Raw genomic sequence first — 19257 nt, 5'->3', positions numbered from 1 at the left:
TTCTGATTGAGGAGATCAGGTATGAGATTTATCAGATGTATGCTGACCGGTTGCATGTTGTTACTTTCACCTTTGGCTTTTTCTGCGGTAATGGTTGAGCTAGACAGAGAGCTGGAGCCTGTGATGATTGATGGGAAAGAGGTTGGAATTCGAATCAGCACGCAACGTGTGATTGAACTGGAAAATGGTCAGAATCAGTTGGTGGTGCGGGTATCTAAACTTATCCCTAAACAAAGCCAGTTTGAGAAATACTACTCTAACCCGGTTGTGCTGACCTTTGAGGCACATGACACAACGCTCTATGTATCCGCAGCAGAAGAGGTAAAAACGCAGGAGCAGGCTAAGCGCTTTAAAGACAGCCCTGTAATGAATGTTGTGGATAATGCCGGCAAGCCACTTGTTGTTCAGCAGGGAGTGCTTATGCCGGGGAGTGGGCTGGTACGTAACTACCGGAATGAACTGGAAGAATTTAATCAGACTCATGGTCTTATGGGCGCTGGTGCAGAAAGGAAGGCTCAGGCTCTCAAGGTGACGAAGCAACAAAACAGCAGTCAAGCATTGGAAATGATTCAATACTGGTATGCTAAGGCATCAGATAAAGACAGAGAGACGTTTATCAATTGGGCTTTCCAGAACAGAAAAACCATATCTGAACCTCTGATGTGGGAAAATCAACCGGCTAAGATGTTGGGGTATTGGTATACAGAAGCCGCAGAAAAAGAGCGCTCAGGCATTTTGGGTTGGCTGCTTCAGCAAGAGTAGAGCACTTATCACATAAATGATAGCGAAAGATGTTTGTGCTCTTGGTTACTGACGTTTTTTATGATTAATGCTTGCCATCTCCCAGATATACGCTATTGATTGTTTACTAACTGATAAAAAGCGATCCAAAATAAAGCACAGTTTATTATTTTTAATTTCAATATCTTAGAAGGGAAAAATATGGCCATTGATGTCATGGTAACGATAGGGGTTCTGCTATTTGTTGTTATTGTGTTTATAGCAGCTGGAGTAAAAACGGTTCCTCAGGGGAGTAACTGGACGGTTGAGCGTTTTGGGCGGTATACGCATACCCTGAAGCCAGGTTTGAACTTAATCATTCCGTTTATTGATAGTATTGGCTCAAAAATCAGTATGATGGAACGTGTACTGGATATTCCCGCTCAGGAGGTGATATCGAAAGATAATGCTAACGTTACCATTGATGCGGTCTGTTTTGTTCAGGTGGTTGATGCTGCTCAGGCAGCATATGAAGTAAATGATCTGGAGCATGCCATTCGCAACCTGACACTCACCAATATTCGTACTGTACTTGGTTCTATGGAATTGGATGAAATGTTGAGCCAGCGGGATATGATCAATGTTAAGCTGTTGGCCATTGTCGATGAAGCGACCAACCCGTGGGGGGTAAAAGTTACTCGTATCGAAATAAAAGACGTTCAGCCGCCGGAAGATCTTACTGCTGCCATGAATGCTCAGATGAAAGCGGAGCGGAATAAGCGGGCCGAGGTACTTGAGGCTCAGGGGATTCGTCAGGCAGAAATTTTACGCGCCGAAGGTCAGAAGCAGGCAGAGATCCTGAAAGCTGAAGGGGATAAGCAGGCCGCTATCTTACAAGCTGAGGCTCGGGAACGGGCGGCAGAAGCGGAAGCTCGCGCGACCGAAATGGTGTCGAATGCCATTGCAAAAGGGGACATGCAAGCCGTTAATTACTTTATTGCCCAGGGGTATACTGAGGCGCTGAAGTCTATTGGTCAGGCTGAAAATGGTAAGATTATCATGTTGCCATTGGAAGCTTCCGGGTTAATGGGATCTGTAGCTGGTATTGCGGAAATGTTTAAACAGCAGAAATCTGAATAGGAAAAATGAGTTTGATAGAACTGTTACAGCAGGTCAACCACTGGCACTGGATTGCCTTAGGGCTGGTTTTATTATCCGGTGAGTTACTCGGTACCGCGGGGTATTTTCTCTGGTTAGGTATTTCAGCTGTCTTGGTTGGTCTGATTCTTACCTTAATACCATTGAGCTGGCAGTTACAGTGGGTAAGTTTTGCTGCGTTTTCTCTAGTGACAACCTGGCTTTGGTGGCGTTATCAGCATCAGCAGGATCGCTCTGCCAATGCGAAAAGTGTTTTGAACCAACGTGAGCGGCAGATGATAGGTCAGACAACAAGGGTAGCTGAAAATATTCAGCGAGGCAGTTGTCGGATTCGCCTTGGTGATACCACCTGGTCGGCAAAGTGTGATCAGGATATCCCGGCTGGTACTCTGGTTAAAGTTGTGGATGTGGATGGTATCGTATTATTTATTGAACCGGTTAAGTAATCAGCAAGGTTTAGCGTGCTTTATTAAAGCACCGGAATACAGAAAGGGCGCATTTGCGCCCTTTCTGTATGATTGATTTTGCACGAATACTTTCTGTAATCTGTAGATCAGTACAGCAACGAATACAGCTGTCGGCGGTATTTTGCTGCAGCCGCGTTACCCTGCCCCAGCGCAGAAAGAATGTCCATAAATGCTTTTTTTAGTTCGCCATCCAGTGCATTCAGGTCTTTGGATAAAAAGGACCAGATAAGCTCAAGCGCTTCCTCACTGCGACTCACCTGATGGTACTGCAGTGCCAGTTCACAGGCCGTTTTTACATTGTGTGGTTCCTGTTGCATCTGGTTTTCCAACGCTTGAATTTCCGGGCTATCAGCAGCCTGATCATGTAACTCCAGCTTAGCAATCAGGCCCTTATAATAGTTGTCCTGATACTCCATCGGAATAGCAGACAGAAGTACTCTTGCCTGTTCAAACTGCTGGGTTTCAAGATAACAGTCAGCCATAGCCAGCTTCACATCGCCTTGTTGCTGCATCTCTTCCGGCAATCCTGTCAACATTGGCAGCGCTTCGCTGTACTGTTTATCCTGTACTTTCTCTAACGCACTTTTCAGGGTCAGCTCATCCTGACTAGGAAGGTGTTTACTCAGCATTTCGCTAATAGCCTCAATTGGGTGAGGCCCACCCAGACCGTCGACCGGCTGTCCATTCACAAACAGAGCAATAGTCGGAAGGGCCTGAACGCCAAACTGCATTGCAATATTCTGCTCTTGTTCACAGTTCAGCAGGGCTAAGGTAAATGCCCCATTGTATTGTTGAGCCAGAGTTTGTAACTGAGGGATGATTTCAGAACTTTCCTGACTCATGGAAGCCCAGAAATGAATTAATACCGGGGTTTGTACGGAGCTTTCCAAAACCTGACGGAAGTTCTGTTCATTTAACTCAACAACATATTCAGATTGCATAGCGATGGTTCCTAAATTGGGTTATATCAGAGAGATATGGGTGAGTGAGCCAGTTATCAAGGGGAAGCGGCTGATAAGACAACGCCCCTGATAACAGGGGCGATGTGGGTGTAACAAGCGAAGGTGTTATATTCTGTTCTATTTGAGCAATATGATCTGTTTTTATTTTCTCAAAGCAGCATAAACAATATAAGAGTAATACTGATACTTATCCAGTTAAGCATGTGTAGGGTCATATAATTTACCGAATGCATCTCTTTACTTGGGGCAGACATAGCACAATGCTATGTAATAAAGGATAAGGTTACATTGTGACCATTTGATGACAGTGTATATACATTGTCATCAAATGGTCATTTAGCGGGGGGAAACGGTCACTGATAGTTCAGAACCACCATGGAATAGTCGGGGATATTTAAAGATTGCGTGGCTAAGCTGATTTTCGAAGAATATTATCCAGAACGGAGGTCGGTAATAGCCTCTTCAGCACAGCAGCAATCTTAGTCTGAGTGGTGACCCGATAGCGAGGTTTTGGATCCGGGGATTCCAGAGCATGTATCAAAGGGGCAACGATGGCTTCGGCGGGTAGTACAAAGCGGTTTCCCGATGTTGTCTTATTTAAGCGAGCCAGTTGCGACTGATAGTCTGTTTTATGGTAACTGGACTCAATATCAATCCACTGCCGGAATTTTTGTAATGCATTTGCCCGGAAGCGGGTTTCTATCGGGCCGGGTTCGATTAGGCAGATATTGATGCCAGTGTTGTAGAGTTCCAGTCTTAAAGTATCAGTCCAGCCTTCTATAGCAAACTTCACGGCATTGTACGCACCGCGATAAGGGATGGCCGCAAAGCCTAATACAGAGCTATTTTGAATAATTCTTCCGTTGCCTTGTTCGCGCATGACAGGCAGAACCTCTTTAACTAACTGATGCCAGCCAAAGAAGTTGGTTTCAAACTGTTCCCGGAGTGCTTCTGTCGGAAGATCTTCTAATGCGCCTGGCTGGCCATAGCCACCATTATTAAATAAAGCATAAAGATTTCCATTGCTGAGTTTTAGCGTTTGCCTGACTGCAGAAGTGATACTCTCCGGGCTGCTGAGATCCAACTGGATACAGGTCAGGCCTTCGGACTGCAGCCGTAAGACATCTTCTTCCTGCCGACATGACGCGATGACATTATAGCCCCTGCTTTTTAAAGCATGGGCACAGGTATAGCCAATTCCGGTAGAACAGCCGGTAATGAGAATGGATTTTACAGACATAACAAACCTAATTCACTGACGTTATATTTTGTGTCGATCCAGCTTAGTGCTCACTTATAGTGATGTAAAAGGTTTTTTATCGCCGGTTCCAGCCTCGAATAGTTGAAATGAAACCCTAAATCTGTCAGGTGCTTAGGTTTTGCTCTGATACTGTCAAACAGTAATGAACTCGCTTCTCCCATAAGCAGAGCAAGTGCCCACCTAGGAGTAAAAGGCAGATAAGGACGTTTCAGGTTTTTGGCCAGTATCCGGCTGAATTCCCGGTTTTGTACCGGATGGGGGGCGGTGAGGTTAAAGTATCCACTGGCATGCTCGGTGTTCAGAAGATAGCTGATCCCCCGAACCATATCCTGTATGTGGATCCAGGGCATATACTGCCGGCCACTGCCTAATACTGCCCCGGCACCAAATTTATAAGCAGGAAGCATCATTTTCAGTGCGCCCCCATTCAGGCCAAGGACCACTCCGGTTCTGAGGATACAAACCCGGGTATCCTCACTTTGAGCTCTCATCGCCAGTTCTTCCCATCTGGCGCAAACGTGATGAGTAAATTCTTCATGGCAAACATGTAAGGATTCATCAAACGGGTGTTCCTGCTGATCACCGTAATAGCCAACCGCAGAGCCACTGATGAATACGGAAGGCGGCTCGGTACTGGCATAAATCAGTTCGGTTATTTTTCGGGTTATATTCCATCGGCTATCACAGATTTTCTGCTTCTGGCGCTTACTCCAGCGTTTTCCTGCAATGGGCTCTCCTGCGAGATTAATCACAGCGTCAATGTGATTGAGGTCAGAAAGACGGTCTAGCGAGTCGATATAAGTGAGGTGAGCCTGACTGGCATGATTCAATATCTGTCTGGCTTTCGTTACATTTCTGGTTAACAGCACAATGTCATGTGTCATGAGTTGTTTCACCAGCTCAGAGCCGATAAACCCGGTTCCACCTGTAAGCAAAATTCGCATGTTATATCTCTGACCGTCTGTCCATAGTCGTTATTATAGCCAGTATTCTCATTACCCGGCTAGAATCGTTGGTTAAAGGGTTCATATATACCCTTGTAACTCATTGAAAGATCCGCGAATGTCGCTTAATCTTACAAGGGCGTGTTTATCTTTCATTACTTAATTTGTCATCAGCTGAAAATGATTTAATCAAGGTGCGAAAAGTAGTATTTAGTGGTTTTGAATAAGCGTTGAACAACGCATCTTAGTAGTATCTTCATGAAAAGTCAGTCACACAGGAGGGAGCATGGGAGCACTGTTGGCTTTGTTTAAAGCTATGTTTGACAGTCTGCGAGATTTACTCCCTATTGTGTGCGTTATCGCATTTTTTCAGCTGGTGGTTTTACAGGAACCCCTGCCGGATATTCTTTCCATATTGTTTGGGCTGATACTTGTGGTATTCGGACTGACTTTTTTTGTCATAGGGCTGAATATGGGGTTATTTCCTATCGGGGAGTCTATGGCTCAGGCGTTTGCCCGAAAAGGGAGTGTTCTCTGGCTGACTTTATTTGCCTTTTGTCTTGGGTTTGGGACCACGATTGCTGAACCGGCACTGACGGCAGTAGCGGCAGAAGCCGCAGCTGTTGCTGCGGAAGGGGGAATTATCCCTGACTCAGCTCAAGAGATGGATGCCTATGCCCTGGGACTCAGAATTACCGTGGCATTGTCTGTTGGCGTTGCTATTGTGCTTGGCGTTATCCGGATTATTCGGGGGTGGCCGATCCATATCATGATTATTTGTGGGTATGTGGGCGTGGTTGTTCTGACCTGGTTTGCCCCGAGTTCCATTATCGGCATCGCCTATGATTCTGGCGGAGTGACAACGTCAACCATCACTGTCCCTTTGGTTACGGCTTTGGGGGTGGGGTTAGCGTCAGCCATTAAAGGTCGTAACCCCATGTTGGATGGCTTTGGCCTGATCGCCTTTGCCTCTCTTTTGCCCATGATGTTTGTGATGATTTATGGAATGGTGCTGGCATGATTGAATTTAGTAAATTTGCCGATACGTTCTTGCAGACCGTCATGGATGTTGTTCCTATCGCGACGATTATTTTTGGTTTTCAGCTTGCCGTACTGAGACGGCCTGTCGCGAACCTTCCTAAAGTTATTTTAGGGTTCTTTTATGTCATTCTGGGGTTATCTCTGTTCCTTCTCGGTCTGGAACTGGCTCTCTTTCCTCTGGGGGAAATGATGGCTCAGCAACTGACGGCTCCGGACTTTCTTCATCAATTTAAGATCAGCGAAACAGAATCGCTTACATGGTCTGATTATTATTGGGTATATCTGTTCGCCTTTGCCATCGGGTTTAGCACGACTATTGCGGAGCCATCATTAATTGCTGTGGCGATTAAAGCCAATCAGGTTTCGGCCGGAAGTATTAAAGTCAATGGATTAAGGATTGCGGTTGCTTTGGGCGTCGCTATTGGTATATCCCTGGGAAGTTATCGGATAGTCGTTGGTGATCCGATTCATTATTACATTATTACCGGGTATGTCGTGGTGGTCATACAAACTCATTTTGCCCCTAAGCTAATTATTCCTCTGGCCTATGATTCCGGAGGGGTGACAACTTCGACGGTAACGGTGCCTCTGGTGACGGCGTTAGGCTTAGGGTTGGCTTCTACGGTACCGGGCCGAAACCCGGTGATTGACGGTTTTGGGCTGATTGCTTTTGCCAGTCTGTTTCCCATTATTTCTGTGATGGGGTACGCCCAGATAACACAATGGCTGAACCGTAATTCAGCCGCAGAGGAGAGTGAGAATGCGCTTTAAACTAATTATCGCTTTTGTTGAAGATACCAAAACCGATGCTGTACTGGATGCGGCGCGCTCCGCTGGCGCTACAGGTGCAACGGTTATCAATAATGCAAGAGGAGAGGGGCTGAAACAGAAAAAAACCTTTTTTGGTCTGACGTTAGATGTACAGAAAGATGTCTTGCTCTTTATGGTTGAGGAACATTTGTCCCGGCACATTCTGGAGAAAATCCGTGATGTCGGAGAGTTTGATCAGGAGTCAGGGCAGGGTATCGCGATTCAAATAGATATTGAAGATGCGGTGGGGGTTGCTCACCAGGTTCAGACATTAACGTCTATAGTTGAGGATGAGCTATGATTAAGCAAGAGATAATTCGTGTTCGCGACGTGATGGCGAATACCTATGTGGTTGTTGATGGGTTAACCACGGTAAAAGAAGGCATCAAGCTGGCTCGGCAGCACGTAGTGAAAGCCCTGATCGTAGATAAACGCCATGAAGATGATGAATACGGCATTGTCCTGATGAATGATATCGCCAAAAAGGTACTGGCAAAGAATCGTTCTTGCGACAGAACGAATATTTATGAGGTGATGACGAAGCCTGCCTTATCAGTCAGTCCGGATATGAATGTGAAATATTGTGCTCGTCTGTTCGAGCGGTTTGGTATTAGCCGGGCTCCGGTCATTGAAAACGGTAAGGTTATCGGTATGGTGAGCTATAACAATATCGTGGTCAACGGGATGGCTCTGGATACCTGACTTTATTATTACTGATACCTGTGTGTAAAATAGCTTCATAATATTGATTGGATAACGACTATTATGAAGCTTTTCTTTGCCTCCGATCTGCACGGTTCTCTGCCTGCTACGGAAAAAACCATCCAGTGTTTTAAGTCGTCCGGTGCTGATTTTCTTATTTTACTGGGTGATATCTTAAACCACGGACCACGCAACCCTATTCCGGAAGGGTATAACCCATCAGCAGTGGCCGAACGGTTAAACCAGTATGCCGACAGTATTATTGCGGTCAGGGGAAACTGTGACAGCGAAGTCGATCAGATGTTACTGACGTTTCCTATGATGATGGATTATGCATGGGTACTGCTGAATAAAACCCAAAGGCTGTTTCTGACTCATGGTCATACCTACAACTCAGATAATCGGCCAGTCTTGAAAAAAGGGGATGTCATCGCTCATGGTCATACCCATATTCCGGTTGCTGAGTTTCAGGGGGAGCAGATTATTTATAACCCTGGCTCTGTGACATTCCCCAAAGGTGGTTTTCCTGCCAGTTATGGGCTGCTGGTCGATGGATGGTTAACAGTGATGACCTTTGAAGGCCTGGAGCTGGCTAAGGTTCAGTTATAAATTCAGCTGATTCCTACCGCACCCTGCCTAAATGGCTCGGTGCGGTATGTTCTGATGACGGTTAATTAGAGGAAAGAATAATAGAGCCGTGGTCCAGGCTGGTCAGAAGGATGGAATGTTTATTGATAATATCAATACGCTTACTTTCTTGGGCATCCAGCATATACAGCTCTTTGATCATACTTAATTGCTTGTCGGTAAATACCCGGTTTGCTCTTTTGGGGTTGGTGTCAACGACTTCTGTCGGTTGGATCAGCAGGTAGTTATCACTCAGTTCCCAGTTGCCTGATTCGGACAGTTCCAGTTCCATAAGCATAACATTCTCCTCATCATAAAAATTCATAACAGACGCTTTGATATAGGTACCATTAGGCAGGTACTTTATCGTATCTCGTCCGTGTATTTTATTGATAAGATCCAACTCAGGTATCGTTTTAGCCGCCTGCTCTGAAGTGATAAAAACCGTGTTGGTATACCACTCTCTGGAGGTAAGTACTTGCTTCGTTTTTACATCCGTTCCCCAGTACAACCAGCTACTAAAGATTACTGAGATGCTAAGTAATAAATAAGCAAATCTTTTATTATTTATTCTCATTAGTTGCTCCCAGTTTACATAGCTCACTCAGATCGGTTTGGTTAGCAAAAAGGTGGACGGTGATATTTTTAAAAGAATATTCAGCCGGATGGATATAGTTCAAAATCAGGTTTCTCTGCGCCCCCGCTGTTGCAATGATTTCAACTGGCTTTTCTTTATCTGGAAATCGGGAGGCGTAAGAGAGGTAACAAGCCCGGATAAACGGTTTCCAGCTGTCCATTGGTGGATGACCCTGAGTGGTTTTTAGTGGAATACCATCAATCGTATCGATCAATCTAAATTTAGACGGTGCCGGGTTTATCATTGCCAGTGTGACAAATGGCAACAGGAATGCCAGAAACAGAATAAATTTAGGCTGAATATCAAATTTCCGAGCGGACGCCTTTTTTTCTGGAGCGGTGGGCTGCTGTGAGTTGTTCTCAACAGGTGCTTCTCCTGTTAACCCGGGGGCAGCAATGGCATCTGAGGTTAACGGCGTCGGGTCATAGTGTTCTGGTTCCTGATCGAGTTTACTGCTGTTTGTTAGCATGGTGGTTCTTTCTACAGAAGCAATAAACTGATACCCCTTTTTAGGGACGGTCTTTATAAACAGGGGCGCTTTTGTTGAGTCGTTAAGGTTTTTTCTCAACGTTGAAATCGCTTGTGTCAGGCTGGAATCATCTACCTGAAATCCTTGGTCTCTCCAGACAAATTCATGCAATTGATCGCGGGAAATAACCTCACTCGGGCGTTCAGAAAACATCATAAGAATGCGGCTTTCATTACTGCCAAGGCGAATGACCTCATTCTCATTTGACTGATCGGTTAAGGAGTTGTTGTTAGGATCGAATATAAATTTTTCTGAAAAAACGAATTTAGTGCCTACGTTACTCATTGATTTTTATTTCCAACTATCTGTCTCATAACTAGATGTAGGGCTGTGTGAGACTTGATGAATACCATTTGAGAAAGCTTTTGAAGAATACCTAAAATGTGATTTGAGTTGTAGATATTTATGTTTATTTACATTTTAGAATATTTGCTTTCCAACTGTATAGTAACGATAGAGTACACCAACTGGCTCCCGAATGTACAGCTTAATAGTTTTCATCGAATCATTGCTGAGTCCTTTTTTTTTCCAAAGGACGTCCCCATATAAAATGATGGCTTTGATATGAGAAAACTCATGGAGTAAAAATGAGCGAAACAGCAACTTTCAATAAAGAGACCCGAGGATTCCAGTCAGAAGTAAAACAACTTCTTCACCTGATGATCCACTCTCTGTACTCAAACAAAGAAATTTTTCTTCGCGAGCTTATTTCTAACTCATCTGATGCAGCAGATAAGTTACGTTTTCAGGCTCTATCAAACCCTGAACTGTATGAAGGTCAGGCTGATCTGGGTGTTAAGCTCTCCTTTGATTCGGATGCTAAGACACTGACTGTATCTGATAATGGTATTGGTATGACCCGCGAAGATGTGATTGAACATCTGGGCACTATCGCGAAGTCGGGTACTGCCGATTTCTTTGCTAAGTTGTCAGAAGATCAGAGTAAAGACTCTCAGCTTATTGGTCAGTTCGGGGTCGGTTTTTACTCTGCATTTATTGTTGCCGATGCCGTTACCGTGCGTACTCGTGCCGCCGGTTTGACAGCTGATCAGGCGGTGCAGTGGCACTCGAGCGGTGAAGGTGAATATACCGTCGAAGACATCAGTAAAGATTCCCGTGGTACGGAGATTATCCTGCATATGCGGGAAGATGCCCTGGACTTCCTGTCGGACTGGCGTCTGCGCGATGTTGTCAGCAAATACTCTGACCATATTGGTATCCCTGTTTCTATCTGGACCAAAGAGAAAGATGAAGAGGGAAATGAAAAAGAAGAGGGTAAGTGGGAGCAGATTAATAAAGCTCAGGCACTTTGGACCCGTAATAAATCAGAGATCGACGAAGAAGAATATAAAGAATTCTATAAGCACGTTTCTCATGATTTTGCTGAGCCTCTGGTGTGGAGTCATAACCGTGTTGAAGGTAAAAATGACTATACCAGCCTGCTTTACATTCCTTCAAAAGCACCGTGGGATATGATGAATCGTGACCATAAGAGTGGTCTGAAGCTGTATGTGCAGCGTGTATTCATTATGGATGATGCAGAACAGTTTATGCCAAGCTACCTGCGCTTCGTGCGTGGCCTGATAGATTCCAACGACCTGCCTCTGAACGTGTCACGTGAAATTCTGCAGGACAATAAGGTGACTCAGTCTCTGCGTAGTGCTTGTACTAAGCGCGTACTGACGACGCTTGAGCGTATGGCCAAGAATGACGAAGAAAAATATCAGTCATTCTGGAAAGAGTTCGGTCTGGTGATGAAAGAAGGCCCTGCCGAAGACTTTTCTAATAAAGAGAAAGTGGCCGGCCTGCTGCGTTTTGCCTCAACCGAAACGGATTCACCCGAGCAGTCGGTTTCTCTGGCGTCTTATATCGAACGTATGAAAGACGGTCAGGATAAGATCTATTACCTGACAGCGGACAGCTATGCCGCGGCGAAAAACAGTCCGCACCTGGAACAGTTCCGAGCCAAAGGTATTGAAGTTATTCTGATGTACGATCGCATTGATGAATGGCTGATGAACTACCTGACCGAATTCGATGGTAAACAATTCCAGTCTATTACTAAAGCGGGCCTGGATCTGAGCCAGTTCGAAGACGAAGCTGAAAAAGAAAAGCACAAAGAGACTGAGGAAGAGTTTAAGTCTGTTGTTGAGCGCACCAAAACCTACTTGGGTGACCGGGTGAAAGAGGTTCGCACCACCTTTAAGCTGGCGAGTACACCGGCTGTGGTTGTGACCGATGATTTTGAAATGGGCACGCAGATGGCCAAGCTGTTGGAAGCCGCAGGTCAGGAAGCACCTCAGGTTAAATACATCTTTGAGATTAACCCGGATCATGCTCTGGTGAAGCGTATGGCCGATGAAGCTGACGAAGAAGCCTTTGGCCGTTGGGTCGAGGTTCTTCTGGGTCAGGCGATGTTGGCAGAACGAGGCTCTCTGGAAGATCCGACTCAATTTGTTGGTGCAATCAACCAACTGTTGAACAAGTAATGACGGTTTTATCTATTTATCTACGGATGTAAGTAAATTACCTACGGATGTAAGTAAAGTGGTATAAGCAAAGCCCGCATTCTGTGATAGAATCGCGGGCTTGAATTTCTTGATTTGAGAGTTTGTTGAGACTCTCACACGTAACTTTATACCGAAACTTATCGCAGGCACTGCATGCAGAGGCTGTAAGCTTCGGTATAACATGGAAAAAGTTAAGAGGATATAAAATGCGCATCATTCTTCTAGGTGCTCCGGGTGCAGGTAAAGGCACTCAGGCTCAGTTCATCATGGAAAAATACGGTATTCCACAAATTTCTACTGGTGACATGCTACGTGCGGCAATTAAAGCTGGTACTGAACTGGGCAAGCAAGCCAAAGCCGTTATCGATGCTGGTCAGCTGGTTTCTGATGACATTATTCTTGGTCTTATCAAAGAGCGTATCGCTCAGGATGATTGTGAAAAAGGCTTCCTGCTGGACGGTTTCCCTCGCACTATTCCTCAGGCTGACGGCCTGAAAGAAATGGGCGTAGATATCGATTATGTGATCGAGTTTGATGTTGCTGATGACGTTATCGTAGAGCGCATGGCTGGTCGTCGTGCACACCTTGCTTCTGGTCGTACTTACCACGTGGTGTACAACCCGCCTAAAGTGGAAGGCAAAGATGACGTTACTGGTGAAGATCTGGTTGTCCGTGATGACGACAAAGAAGAGACAGTACGTGCTCGCCTGGGTGTATACCATGAGCAGACTGCACCTCTTATCGAATACTATGGTAAAGAAGCGGAAGCGGGTAACTGTCAGTACCTGAAATTTGATGGTACTAAGCAAGTTGCTGACGTGAGCGCTGATATCGAGAAAGCACTGGCGTAATTTGTCAGGAAAAACTGGTTAAGTTTGTTATAGTTAAAGCGACCCGAAAGGGGCGCTTTTTTTATATCGGAGCATTTTTATACGAGTATAGGGGCTGAATTAGAATGAATAAAAACAAAGGTATCCTATTAGTTAATCTTGGGACGCCGGATGAGCCAACCGCTCCGGCAGTCAAACGGTTCTTAAGTCAGTTTCTGCATGATCACCGGGTCGTGGACTTAACCCGTTGGATCTGGTGCCCCGTGCTGCATGGAATTATTTTGCCTCGCCGGTCACCAAAAGTGGCTGAAAAATACCAGCAGATCTGGATGGATGAGGGATCGCCTCTACTGGTTTACTCTCGTCGCCAGAAAGAAAAGCTGGAAAAAAAGCTGACTCTGCCTGTAGAGCTGGGGATGACTTATGGTAACCCATCCATACTGTCCGGTATTCAGGCTCTGATGCAAAGAGGTGTGACCGATATTACGGTACTGCCTCTTTTTCCTCAGTATTCAGGCACGACTACTGGTGCGGTAGAAGATGCTTTAGAAAAGGCTCTGGGTAAACTGGAAACCAAGCCTGAGTGGACGTTCATTAACAGCTATCATGATCACCCTTTGTATATTAAAGCGCTGGCAAAGACCGTCAGGCAACAGTGGGAGAGAGAAGGCCAGGGAGACTTTCTTCTCTGTTCTTATCACGGTATTCCCCAGCGTTATGCTGATAACGGCGATATTTACCCTCAACATTGTGTCGAGACAACGCATTTACTGTCTGTTGAACTGGATTTGACGGAGAAGCAGATAGGTATGAGTTATCAGTCCCGTTTTGGCAGAGAAGAGTGGATAAAGCCTTATACCGATAAGCGGCTGGAATCCATGCCGGAAGAGGGTATCAAGCATTTGAATGTGGTCACTCCTGCATTTTCAGTTGATTGCCTGGAAACACTGGAGGAAGTGGCCGAGGAGTGTAAGTCTGTATTTACCCATGCTGGTGGGAAAATTTTTCATTACGTGCCGTGCCTGAACGATGATGATGCGCATATTGAGATGATGGCCAATCTTATCACAAAAGATTAAGAGAAATTTTCCAATTACTGATTATCCCCTGTAACATATCTCTGAGATTTATCTATAACAAAGAAGTCATAATGAAACGTTGGTATTTACTTTATTGTAAACGGGGAGACCAGAGCCGGGCTAAAAGTCATCTGGAAAATCAGGGAGTTGAATGTTATTACCCTGAAATTGAAGTGGAAAAAATCGTCAGGGGTAAGCGACAAACGGTTTGTGAACCACTGTTCCCGTCCTATGTCTTTGTATACTTTGATTATGAAGAAGGACCGTCATTTACGACCATTCGCTCTACACGGGGTGTCGTGGACTTTATTCGCCTGGGACGGTATCCGCAGGAAGTGCGTGGTGAATTAGTTCAAGAACTGAAGTTGCATGAAGAAGCCGGAGAGACACCGGTGATGGGCTTCCTGCCAGAGAAAGGTCAGAGTGTTGAAATCAAAGAGGGGCAGTTCTCTGGTATCGAGGCCCTGTATCATGAAGCCGATGGAGAAAAGCGTTCTATTCTCTTGATTAAGCTGATAAACCAGACTGTTCCGGTCAGTGTAGATAATAAAAATATTGAACTGAAATAAGAAAGTCTGCTCCGTTTCTATCGGCTGAACCTCCTTAAACAAAAAGCCTACCATCTGACAGTATCAGTGGTAGGCTTTTTAGTCTCTATAGTAGTCTCTAGTAGTCTCTAGTACGCTTCATTGTGCACAGACTGAACCGCACGACCAGATGGGTCGATCATGTTCTTAAATGCTTCATCCCACTCAACGGCTTTTGCCGTTGAACATGCTACTGATGGTCCGCCAGGAACACATTTAGCAGCAGATTCCAGCGGGAATAGCTCTTCAAAGATCTCACGGTATACATACCCTTCTTTGGTTGTTGGGGTATTGTATGGGAAGCGGTACTGAGCAGTTTCCATCTGTTGATCGGTCACTTTCGCTTCAGCGACTTCTTTTAAAGAATCGATCCAGCTATAGCCTACACCATCAGAGAACTGTTCTTTCTGACGCCATGCGATAGAGTCTGGCAGGTAATGTTCGAAACATTCACGCAGAATGTGTTTTTCCATCTTACCGTTGCCGCACATTTTATCTTTCGGGTTCAGACGCATTGCGACATCAATAAACTCTTTATCCAGGAACGGAACGCGACCTTCAACACCCCATGCTGCAAGAGACTTGTTGGCACGGGCACAGTCAAACATGTTCAGGGCCCGTAACTTACGCACGGTCTCTTCGTGGAATTCACGAGCGTTTGGTGCTTTGTGGAAGTACAGGTAACCACCGAAGATTTCGTCAGCACCTTCACCAGACAGTACCATCTTGATACCCATTGCTTTGATCTTACGTCCCATCAGGAACATTGGGGTAGAGGCACGAATAGTTGTTACATCATAAGTTTCAATATGGTAGATAACATCACGAATCGCATCCAGACCTTCCTGAACGGTATAAGTCATTTCATGGTGTACTGTACCCAGCTTGTCCGCAACTTCACGAGCGGCTTTAAGATCCGGAGCACCTTCCAGGCCAACAGCAAATGAGTGCAGTTGAGGCCACCAGGCTGTTGATTTTTCGTCATCTTCGATACGCATAGCAGCAAAACGTTTTGCTACCGCTGAAGTGATAGATGAATCTAAGCCACCAGAAAGTAACACACCGTATGGCACATCAGTCATCAGTTGGCGTTTTACAGCGTCTTCCAGAGCCTGAGTCAGATCTTCTTTGCTGGTCGGGTTCTCTGAAACCGCCTCATATTCCATCCAGTCACGTAGATAGTACCGTTGTGGTTCTTCAGTTTTTGAACTGTAGAAAGAGCCTGGAGGGAATTCACTCACTGTTTTACATACCGGTACCAGTGCTTTCATTTCTGAAGCAACATAGAAGTTACCGTGTTCATCCACACCTTGATACAGCGGAATGATACCGATATGGTCACGACCTACCAGGTATTCGTCTTTTTCTTCATCATACAGGACGAATGCAAAGATACCGTTTAGCTCTTCCAGCAGGTTTTCACCCAGCTCACGATAAAGAGCAAGAATAACTTCACAGTCAGAATCTGTCTGAAATTCATATTTGTCAGCGTATTTGGCACGGATTTCTTTGTGGTTATAAATCTCACCGTTTACAGCAAGAACGTGTTTTTTATCTTTACTGTAAAGAGGCTGAGCACCACTATTCAGACCAACGATAGCCAGGCGTTCGTGAGCCAGAATCGCTTTGTCAGAAGAGTAGATACCAGACCAGTCCGGACCACGGTGGCGAAGTTTTTTAGACATTTCCAGGGCGACTGGACGAAGTGCAGTTGCATCACTCTTGATGTCTAAGATGCCAAATATTGAACACATGAAATACAAATCCTATTCTGTAAACTGCTAATGGGGTTAAATTTGCCACTTTCACTAAAAAAAGCAACCACTTTATTACAGGAAAAATGATAAAAATGGCTAGGTGGTGAATATTATTTAATATTTCTGTTATTTATTAAATTTTATCTATGTTTAGTTATTTGTTAACCATTTTTCCATAAATTAAAGGGACACCACTGGTATCCCCTTTAATCTTTGTTGGTGCAATAGACCCGGTTTATTAAGGTGGAAACAAGAAGCCTGTTAAGCTTGGTCTCCCAGTAATTTTTGTAGCAGGGCTCCATTTAGCATAGAGCGCTTAACCATAGCAAACGCCCCCATGGTCGGTTGCTCTTCCAGTTCTGATGGTACGATAGGTAAGTTACTATGGAAGGTCTTCAGTGACTGAGTCTCCACATTCCGACGGATAGCCGGGTAGACGATTTCTTTGGCCTGGTTGATATCCCCGGCAATGATAATCTTCTGTGGGTTAAACAGGTTGATGGTGATAGCAAGTACTTTTCCGAGTTCATTCCCTACCCGGACCAGACTTTCTTTTGCCAGAGAGTCACCTTCTAATGCGTGTTCGCACACATCCTGCATGGTAATCTTTTTTATACCGGACAAGGATGATTCATAGCCTTTGTCCAGTAGGGTTCGGATACGCTTCAAAATAGCCGGGTTGGCTGCTACGGTTTCCAGACAACCGAAATTACCGCATTGGCACTGTTCTCCAAGAGGATCAATCTGGATATGGCCTATTTCACCGACATTACGGTTGAATCCGAGAAATACCTGGCCGTTCACGATGATGCCTGAGCCGGTTCCCCTGTGAACACTCACCAGAATGGAATCCTGGCAATCCCGGCTGGCACCGAAGAAGTATTCTGCCAGCGCCATCCCTCGTGTGTCATTACCAACGTAGCATTCAATATCAAAGGCATCCCGGACAACATCGCCCAAGGCCAGGTTATCGATATCGGTATTAGGCATATATTCTACGACACCCGTTTCAGGGTTTACCAAGCCTGGTAAAACGATGCCGATGGCAACCAGTTGCTTGATTGAATCGATATGGCCGTTGATGAAGGCATGGACTTGTCTGATAAGTCCTTCGAGAAGATCGGTCTGATTAGAATAGTTAAAAGTGTGTTGTGTTCTTGCCAGCTCTTGACCACCAAGGGTAAATAAACTGAGCTGAATATAATCTCGTCCGATACGGACGGCGATAGAGTGAAAAGGTTCTGTTTCTGTCGTTAAGGATATTGCTCGTCTTCCGCCGGTAGATGCTTGTTGAGCGACCTCTTTTATGAGGCCGCGTTCAAGCAGTTGGCGGGTTATTTTGGTAACGCTGGCGGGAGCCAGTTGACTTACATCCGCTATTTGTATCCGGGAAATAGGGCCCTGTTGATCAATTAAGCGGTAGACAGCTGCACTATTCAGCTGCTTAACTAAATCAACATTACCAATTTGTCCGCCATTCATATTTATTTTTGCTCGTACTGTCCGTTTACTACAGTCGCAAGGACATTGAAGTCACGGTCAAATACAGTAAGGTTTGCGACCATACCTGTTCTGATGCGGCCTAACTTGTTATCCACTCCAATTGCTCGGGCTGGGTACAAGGTAGCCATTCGTAAAGCTTCATCCAGTGCGATACCTACATGCTCGACACTATTCTGAATTGCTTCAATCATGGTTAATGCCGAGCCACCAAGTGTACCGTTTTCATCAACACACTTGCCATCACGGTAATATACTTTCTTACCAACAAAAATAAAGTGATCCATATCAGCGCCAGCCGGAGCTGTGGCATCCGTCACCAATATAAGCTTATCGCCTTTAATTTTATGGGCCACGCGTATGTTTGCGTAATCAACGTGGAATCCGTCAACGATGATACCGGCATAAACATCAGGGGTGTCATAAATTGCACCGACAACACCAGGTTCACGACCGGTCATCGGTGTCATTGCATTAAACAAGTGAGTAGCAAATGAGATACCCGATTCAAACCCTTTTCTTGCTTCGGCGTAGGTGGCATTGGTGTGCCCGATAGATACGACAATACCGGCATCACGCAGTTTATTAATGTGCTGGTGGTTATTCTGTTCCGGGGCTAGTGTAACCTTAGCGATGATATCTTTATTTTCGCAAATAAAGTCGATCATATCGTCATCAGTCTGGCGAATATATTTAGGCTGGTGAATGCCTTTTTTCGCTTCGTTCAGGTATGGGCCTTCAAGGTGCAACCCCAGAGACTGATTTTGATAGTCATTATGATATTCACGGGCAGCCTGAATAGCCTGACGCATATTTTCATCTGAAGAGGTTATCAGTGTCGGCAAGAAACTGGTACAGCCAGACTTGAGATTAGCCTCATGCATCGTTTGCAGTGCGCTGGCTGTGATATCGTCGTTGAACATCACACCACCGCAGCCGTTAAGCTGCAGATCGATAAAGCCAGGGCTCAGGTTTGCACCACCCAAGTTATGGGTGGTGATATTTTGGGGCAGATCAGACTCAGGACATACTGAGTGGATTATTCCATCTTCAATGATAGCTGCGTGATTGTAGAGCACATCACTGCCGGTATAAATTGTACAGTTCGTTAGAGCATACATGGAGATGCATCCTTA

The 19257-nt window shown here is 45.3% G+C and carries 20 protein-coding genes; 12 read left to right on the top strand and 8 right to left on the bottom strand.

Annotated features, from left to right (window positions below; translation table 11 throughout):
* Positions 1 to 21 precede the first annotated feature (21 nt).
* From DI392_RS04705 to DI392_RS04695, 3 genes are all read left to right on the top strand, one after another.
* On the top strand, positions 22 to 762 hold the full coding sequence (locus tag DI392_RS04705; protein WP_109318752.1) for a YccT family protein: 741 nt from the start codon (positions 22 to 24) through the stop codon (positions 760 to 762).
* A 180-nt stretch (positions 763 to 942) separates the two neighbouring features.
* Positions 943 to 1860: an SPFH domain-containing protein gene (locus tag DI392_RS04700; protein WP_109318751.1), complete on the top strand. Its 918-nt coding sequence runs from the start codon at positions 943 to 945 to the stop codon at positions 1858 to 1860.
* A gap of 11 nt (positions 1861 to 1871) precedes the next feature.
* Complete coding sequence (locus DI392_RS04695) at positions 1872 to 2324, top strand: NfeD family protein (RefSeq protein WP_181388359.1); 453 nt, start codon at positions 1872 to 1874, stop codon at positions 2322 to 2324.
* Positions 2325 to 2431: 107 nt separating this feature from the next.
* Here DI392_RS04695 and DI392_RS04690 read toward each other — a convergent pair whose 3' ends face one another.
* The 3 genes from DI392_RS04690 to DI392_RS04680 form a co-directional block, all read right to left on the bottom strand.
* Positions 2432 to 3286 (bottom strand): co-chaperone YbbN, encoded by an 855-nt coding sequence (locus DI392_RS04690; protein WP_109318750.1) that lies wholly within the window; start codon positions 3284 to 3286, stop codon positions 2432 to 2434.
* 430 nt (positions 3287 to 3716) lie between these two features.
* The gene (locus DI392_RS04685; RefSeq protein WP_109318749.1) at positions 3717 to 4547 is read right to left on the bottom strand and encodes an SDR family oxidoreductase; all 831 of its coding nucleotides are present in this window, start codon (positions 4545 to 4547) and stop codon (positions 3717 to 3719) included.
* A 50-nt stretch (positions 4548 to 4597) separates the two neighbouring features.
* Positions 4598 to 5512, bottom strand: coding sequence for a TIGR01777 family oxidoreductase (locus DI392_RS04680; RefSeq protein ID WP_109318748.1), 915 nt, complete (start codon positions 5510 to 5512; stop codon positions 4598 to 4600).
* 286 nt (positions 5513 to 5798) lie between these two features.
* On the opposite strand from DI392_RS04680, the gene DI392_RS04675 reads away from it, so the two are divergent.
* The 5 genes from DI392_RS04675 to yfcE all read left to right on the top strand — a co-directional run bounded on the left by DI392_RS04675 (position 5799) and on the right by yfcE (position 8674).
* Positions 5799 to 6533: a DUF1538 domain-containing protein gene (locus tag DI392_RS04675; RefSeq protein WP_109318747.1), complete on the top strand. Its 735-nt coding sequence runs from the start codon at positions 5799 to 5801 to the stop codon at positions 6531 to 6533.
* Entirely contained in the window at positions 6530 to 7324 is a 795-nt protein-coding gene (locus DI392_RS04670) for a DUF1538 domain-containing protein (protein WP_109318746.1), read from the top strand. Before DI392_RS04675 ends, DI392_RS04670 begins: the two co-directional genes overlap by 4 nt.
* Positions 7314 to 7664, top strand: a complete 351-nt coding sequence (locus DI392_RS04665) for a P-II family nitrogen regulator (RefSeq protein ID WP_109318745.1) — start codon at positions 7314 to 7316, stop codon at positions 7662 to 7664. The genes DI392_RS04670 and DI392_RS04665 overlap by 11 nt, the downstream gene beginning before the upstream one ends.
* Positions 7661 to 8065, top strand: a complete 405-nt coding sequence (locus DI392_RS04660; protein ID WP_109318744.1) for a CBS domain-containing protein — start codon at positions 7661 to 7663, stop codon at positions 8063 to 8065. Before DI392_RS04665 ends, DI392_RS04660 begins: the two co-directional genes overlap by 4 nt.
* 63 nt (positions 8066 to 8128) lie before the next feature.
* A complete protein-coding gene (gene yfcE / locus DI392_RS04655; protein WP_109318743.1) occupies positions 8129 to 8674 on the top strand; it encodes a phosphodiesterase in 546 nt (181 codons plus the stop codon).
* 61 nt (positions 8675 to 8735) lie between these two features.
* Here yfcE and DI392_RS04650 read toward each other — a convergent pair whose 3' ends face one another.
* Together DI392_RS04650 and DI392_RS04645 are read right to left on the bottom strand one after the other, a co-directional pair.
* On the bottom strand, positions 8736 to 9269 hold the full coding sequence (locus DI392_RS04650; RefSeq protein ID WP_109318742.1) for a regulatory protein ToxS: 534 nt from the start codon (positions 9267 to 9269) through the stop codon (positions 8736 to 8738).
* Positions 9256 to 10143 (bottom strand): transcriptional regulator, encoded by an 888-nt coding sequence (locus DI392_RS04645; protein WP_109318741.1) that lies wholly within the window; start codon positions 10141 to 10143, stop codon positions 9256 to 9258. Before DI392_RS04645 ends, DI392_RS04650 begins: the two co-directional genes overlap by 14 nt.
* A 302-nt stretch (positions 10144 to 10445) precedes the next feature.
* Between DI392_RS04645 and htpG the strand changes: the two genes are divergently transcribed.
* The 4 genes from htpG (at position 10446) to rfaH (ending at position 14846) form a co-directional block, all read left to right on the top strand.
* Positions 10446 to 12347, top strand: a complete 1902-nt coding sequence (gene htpG / locus DI392_RS04640; RefSeq protein WP_109318740.1) for a molecular chaperone HtpG — start codon at positions 10446 to 10448, stop codon at positions 12345 to 12347.
* Between the two features lie 227 nt (positions 12348 to 12574).
* Positions 12575 to 13219, top strand: a complete 645-nt coding sequence (gene adk / locus DI392_RS04635; RefSeq protein ID WP_109318739.1) for an adenylate kinase — start codon at positions 12575 to 12577, stop codon at positions 13217 to 13219.
* A 104-nt stretch (positions 13220 to 13323) separates the two neighbouring features.
* Positions 13324 to 14277: a ferrochelatase gene (gene hemH, locus DI392_RS04630; protein WP_109318738.1), complete on the top strand. Its 954-nt coding sequence runs from the start codon at positions 13324 to 13326 to the stop codon at positions 14275 to 14277.
* Positions 14278 to 14348: 71 nt separating this feature from the next.
* On the top strand, positions 14349 to 14846 hold the full coding sequence (gene rfaH / locus DI392_RS04625) for a transcription/translation regulatory transformer protein RfaH (RefSeq protein WP_109318737.1): 498 nt from the start codon (positions 14349 to 14351) through the stop codon (positions 14844 to 14846).
* A 107-nt stretch (positions 14847 to 14953) separates the two neighbouring features.
* Here rfaH and asnB read toward each other — a convergent pair whose 3' ends face one another.
* From asnB to nagA, 3 genes are all read right to left on the bottom strand, one after another.
* Entirely contained in the window at positions 14954 to 16618 is a 1665-nt protein-coding gene (gene asnB / locus DI392_RS04620; RefSeq protein ID WP_109318736.1) for an asparagine synthase B, read from the bottom strand.
* A gap of 264 nt (positions 16619 to 16882) precedes the next feature.
* Positions 16883 to 18103 carry a DNA-binding transcriptional regulator NagC gene (gene nagC / locus DI392_RS04615; protein WP_109318735.1) on the bottom strand — a complete coding sequence of 407 codons (1221 nt, stop codon included), beginning with the start codon at positions 18101 to 18103 and terminating at the stop codon, positions 16883 to 16885.
* Between the two features lie 2 nt (positions 18104 to 18105).
* Positions 18106 to 19242 (bottom strand): N-acetylglucosamine-6-phosphate deacetylase, encoded by a 1137-nt coding sequence (nagA, locus tag DI392_RS04610; protein ID WP_109318734.1) that lies wholly within the window; start codon positions 19240 to 19242, stop codon positions 18106 to 18108.
* Between the last annotated feature and the right edge of the window lie 15 nt (positions 19243 to 19257).

This window comes from Vibrio albus (assembly GCF_003144035.1).
Taxonomy (GTDB): domain Bacteria; phylum Pseudomonadota; class Gammaproteobacteria; order Enterobacterales; family Vibrionaceae; genus Vibrio; species Vibrio albus.
Note: the sequence above shows the minus strand (reverse complement) of the source record. Positions and strands in the feature narration are given on the sequence as shown.

Coding starts and splice junctions, on each gene's coding strand:
- adk (WP_109318739.1), top strand. CDS start 12,575: ATGCGCATCATTCTTCTAGGTGCTCCGGGTGCAGGTAAAGGCACTCAG.
- DI392_RS04690 (WP_109318750.1), bottom strand. CDS start 3,286: ATGCAATCTGAATATGTTGTTGAGTTAAATGAACAGAACTTCCGTCAG.
- DI392_RS04675 (WP_109318747.1), top strand. CDS start 5,799: ATGGGAGCACTGTTGGCTTTGTTTAAAGCTATGTTTGACAGTCTGCGA.
- DI392_RS04705 (WP_109318752.1), top strand. CDS start 22: ATGAGATTTATCAGATGTATGCTGACCGGTTGCATGTTGTTACTTTCA.
- DI392_RS04680 (WP_109318748.1), bottom strand. CDS start 5,512: ATGCGAATTTTGCTTACAGGTGGAACCGGGTTTATCGGCTCTGAGCTG.
- nagC (WP_109318735.1), bottom strand. CDS start 18,103: ATGAATGGCGGACAAATTGGTAATGTTGATTTAGTTAAGCAGCTGAAT.
- DI392_RS04685 (WP_109318749.1), bottom strand. CDS start 4,547: ATGTCTGTAAAATCCATTCTCATTACCGGCTGTTCTACCGGAATTGGC.
- DI392_RS04665 (WP_109318745.1), top strand. CDS start 7,314: ATGCGCTTTAAACTAATTATCGCTTTTGTTGAAGATACCAAAACCGAT.
- rfaH (WP_109318737.1), top strand. CDS start 14,349: ATGAAACGTTGGTATTTACTTTATTGTAAACGGGGAGACCAGAGCCGG.
- asnB (WP_109318736.1), bottom strand. CDS start 16,618: ATGTGTTCAATATTTGGCATCTTAGACATCAAGAGTGATGCAACTGCA.
- DI392_RS04670 (WP_109318746.1), top strand. CDS start 6,530: ATGATTGAATTTAGTAAATTTGCCGATACGTTCTTGCAGACCGTCATG.
- hemH (WP_109318738.1), top strand. CDS start 13,324: ATGAATAAAAACAAAGGTATCCTATTAGTTAATCTTGGGACGCCGGAT.
- DI392_RS04650 (WP_109318742.1), bottom strand. CDS start 9,269: ATGAGAATAAATAATAAAAGATTTGCTTATTTATTACTTAGCATCTCA.
- DI392_RS04645 (WP_109318741.1), bottom strand. CDS start 10,143: ATGAGTAACGTAGGCACTAAATTCGTTTTTTCAGAAAAATTTATATTC.
- DI392_RS04700 (WP_109318751.1), top strand. CDS start 943: ATGGCCATTGATGTCATGGTAACGATAGGGGTTCTGCTATTTGTTGTT.
- yfcE (WP_109318743.1), top strand. CDS start 8,129: ATGAAGCTTTTCTTTGCCTCCGATCTGCACGGTTCTCTGCCTGCTACG.
- DI392_RS04660 (WP_109318744.1), top strand. CDS start 7,661: ATGATTAAGCAAGAGATAATTCGTGTTCGCGACGTGATGGCGAATACC.
- htpG (WP_109318740.1), top strand. CDS start 10,446: ATGAGCGAAACAGCAACTTTCAATAAAGAGACCCGAGGATTCCAGTCA.
- nagA (WP_109318734.1), bottom strand. CDS start 19,242: ATGTATGCTCTAACGAACTGTACAATTTATACCGGCAGTGATGTGCTC.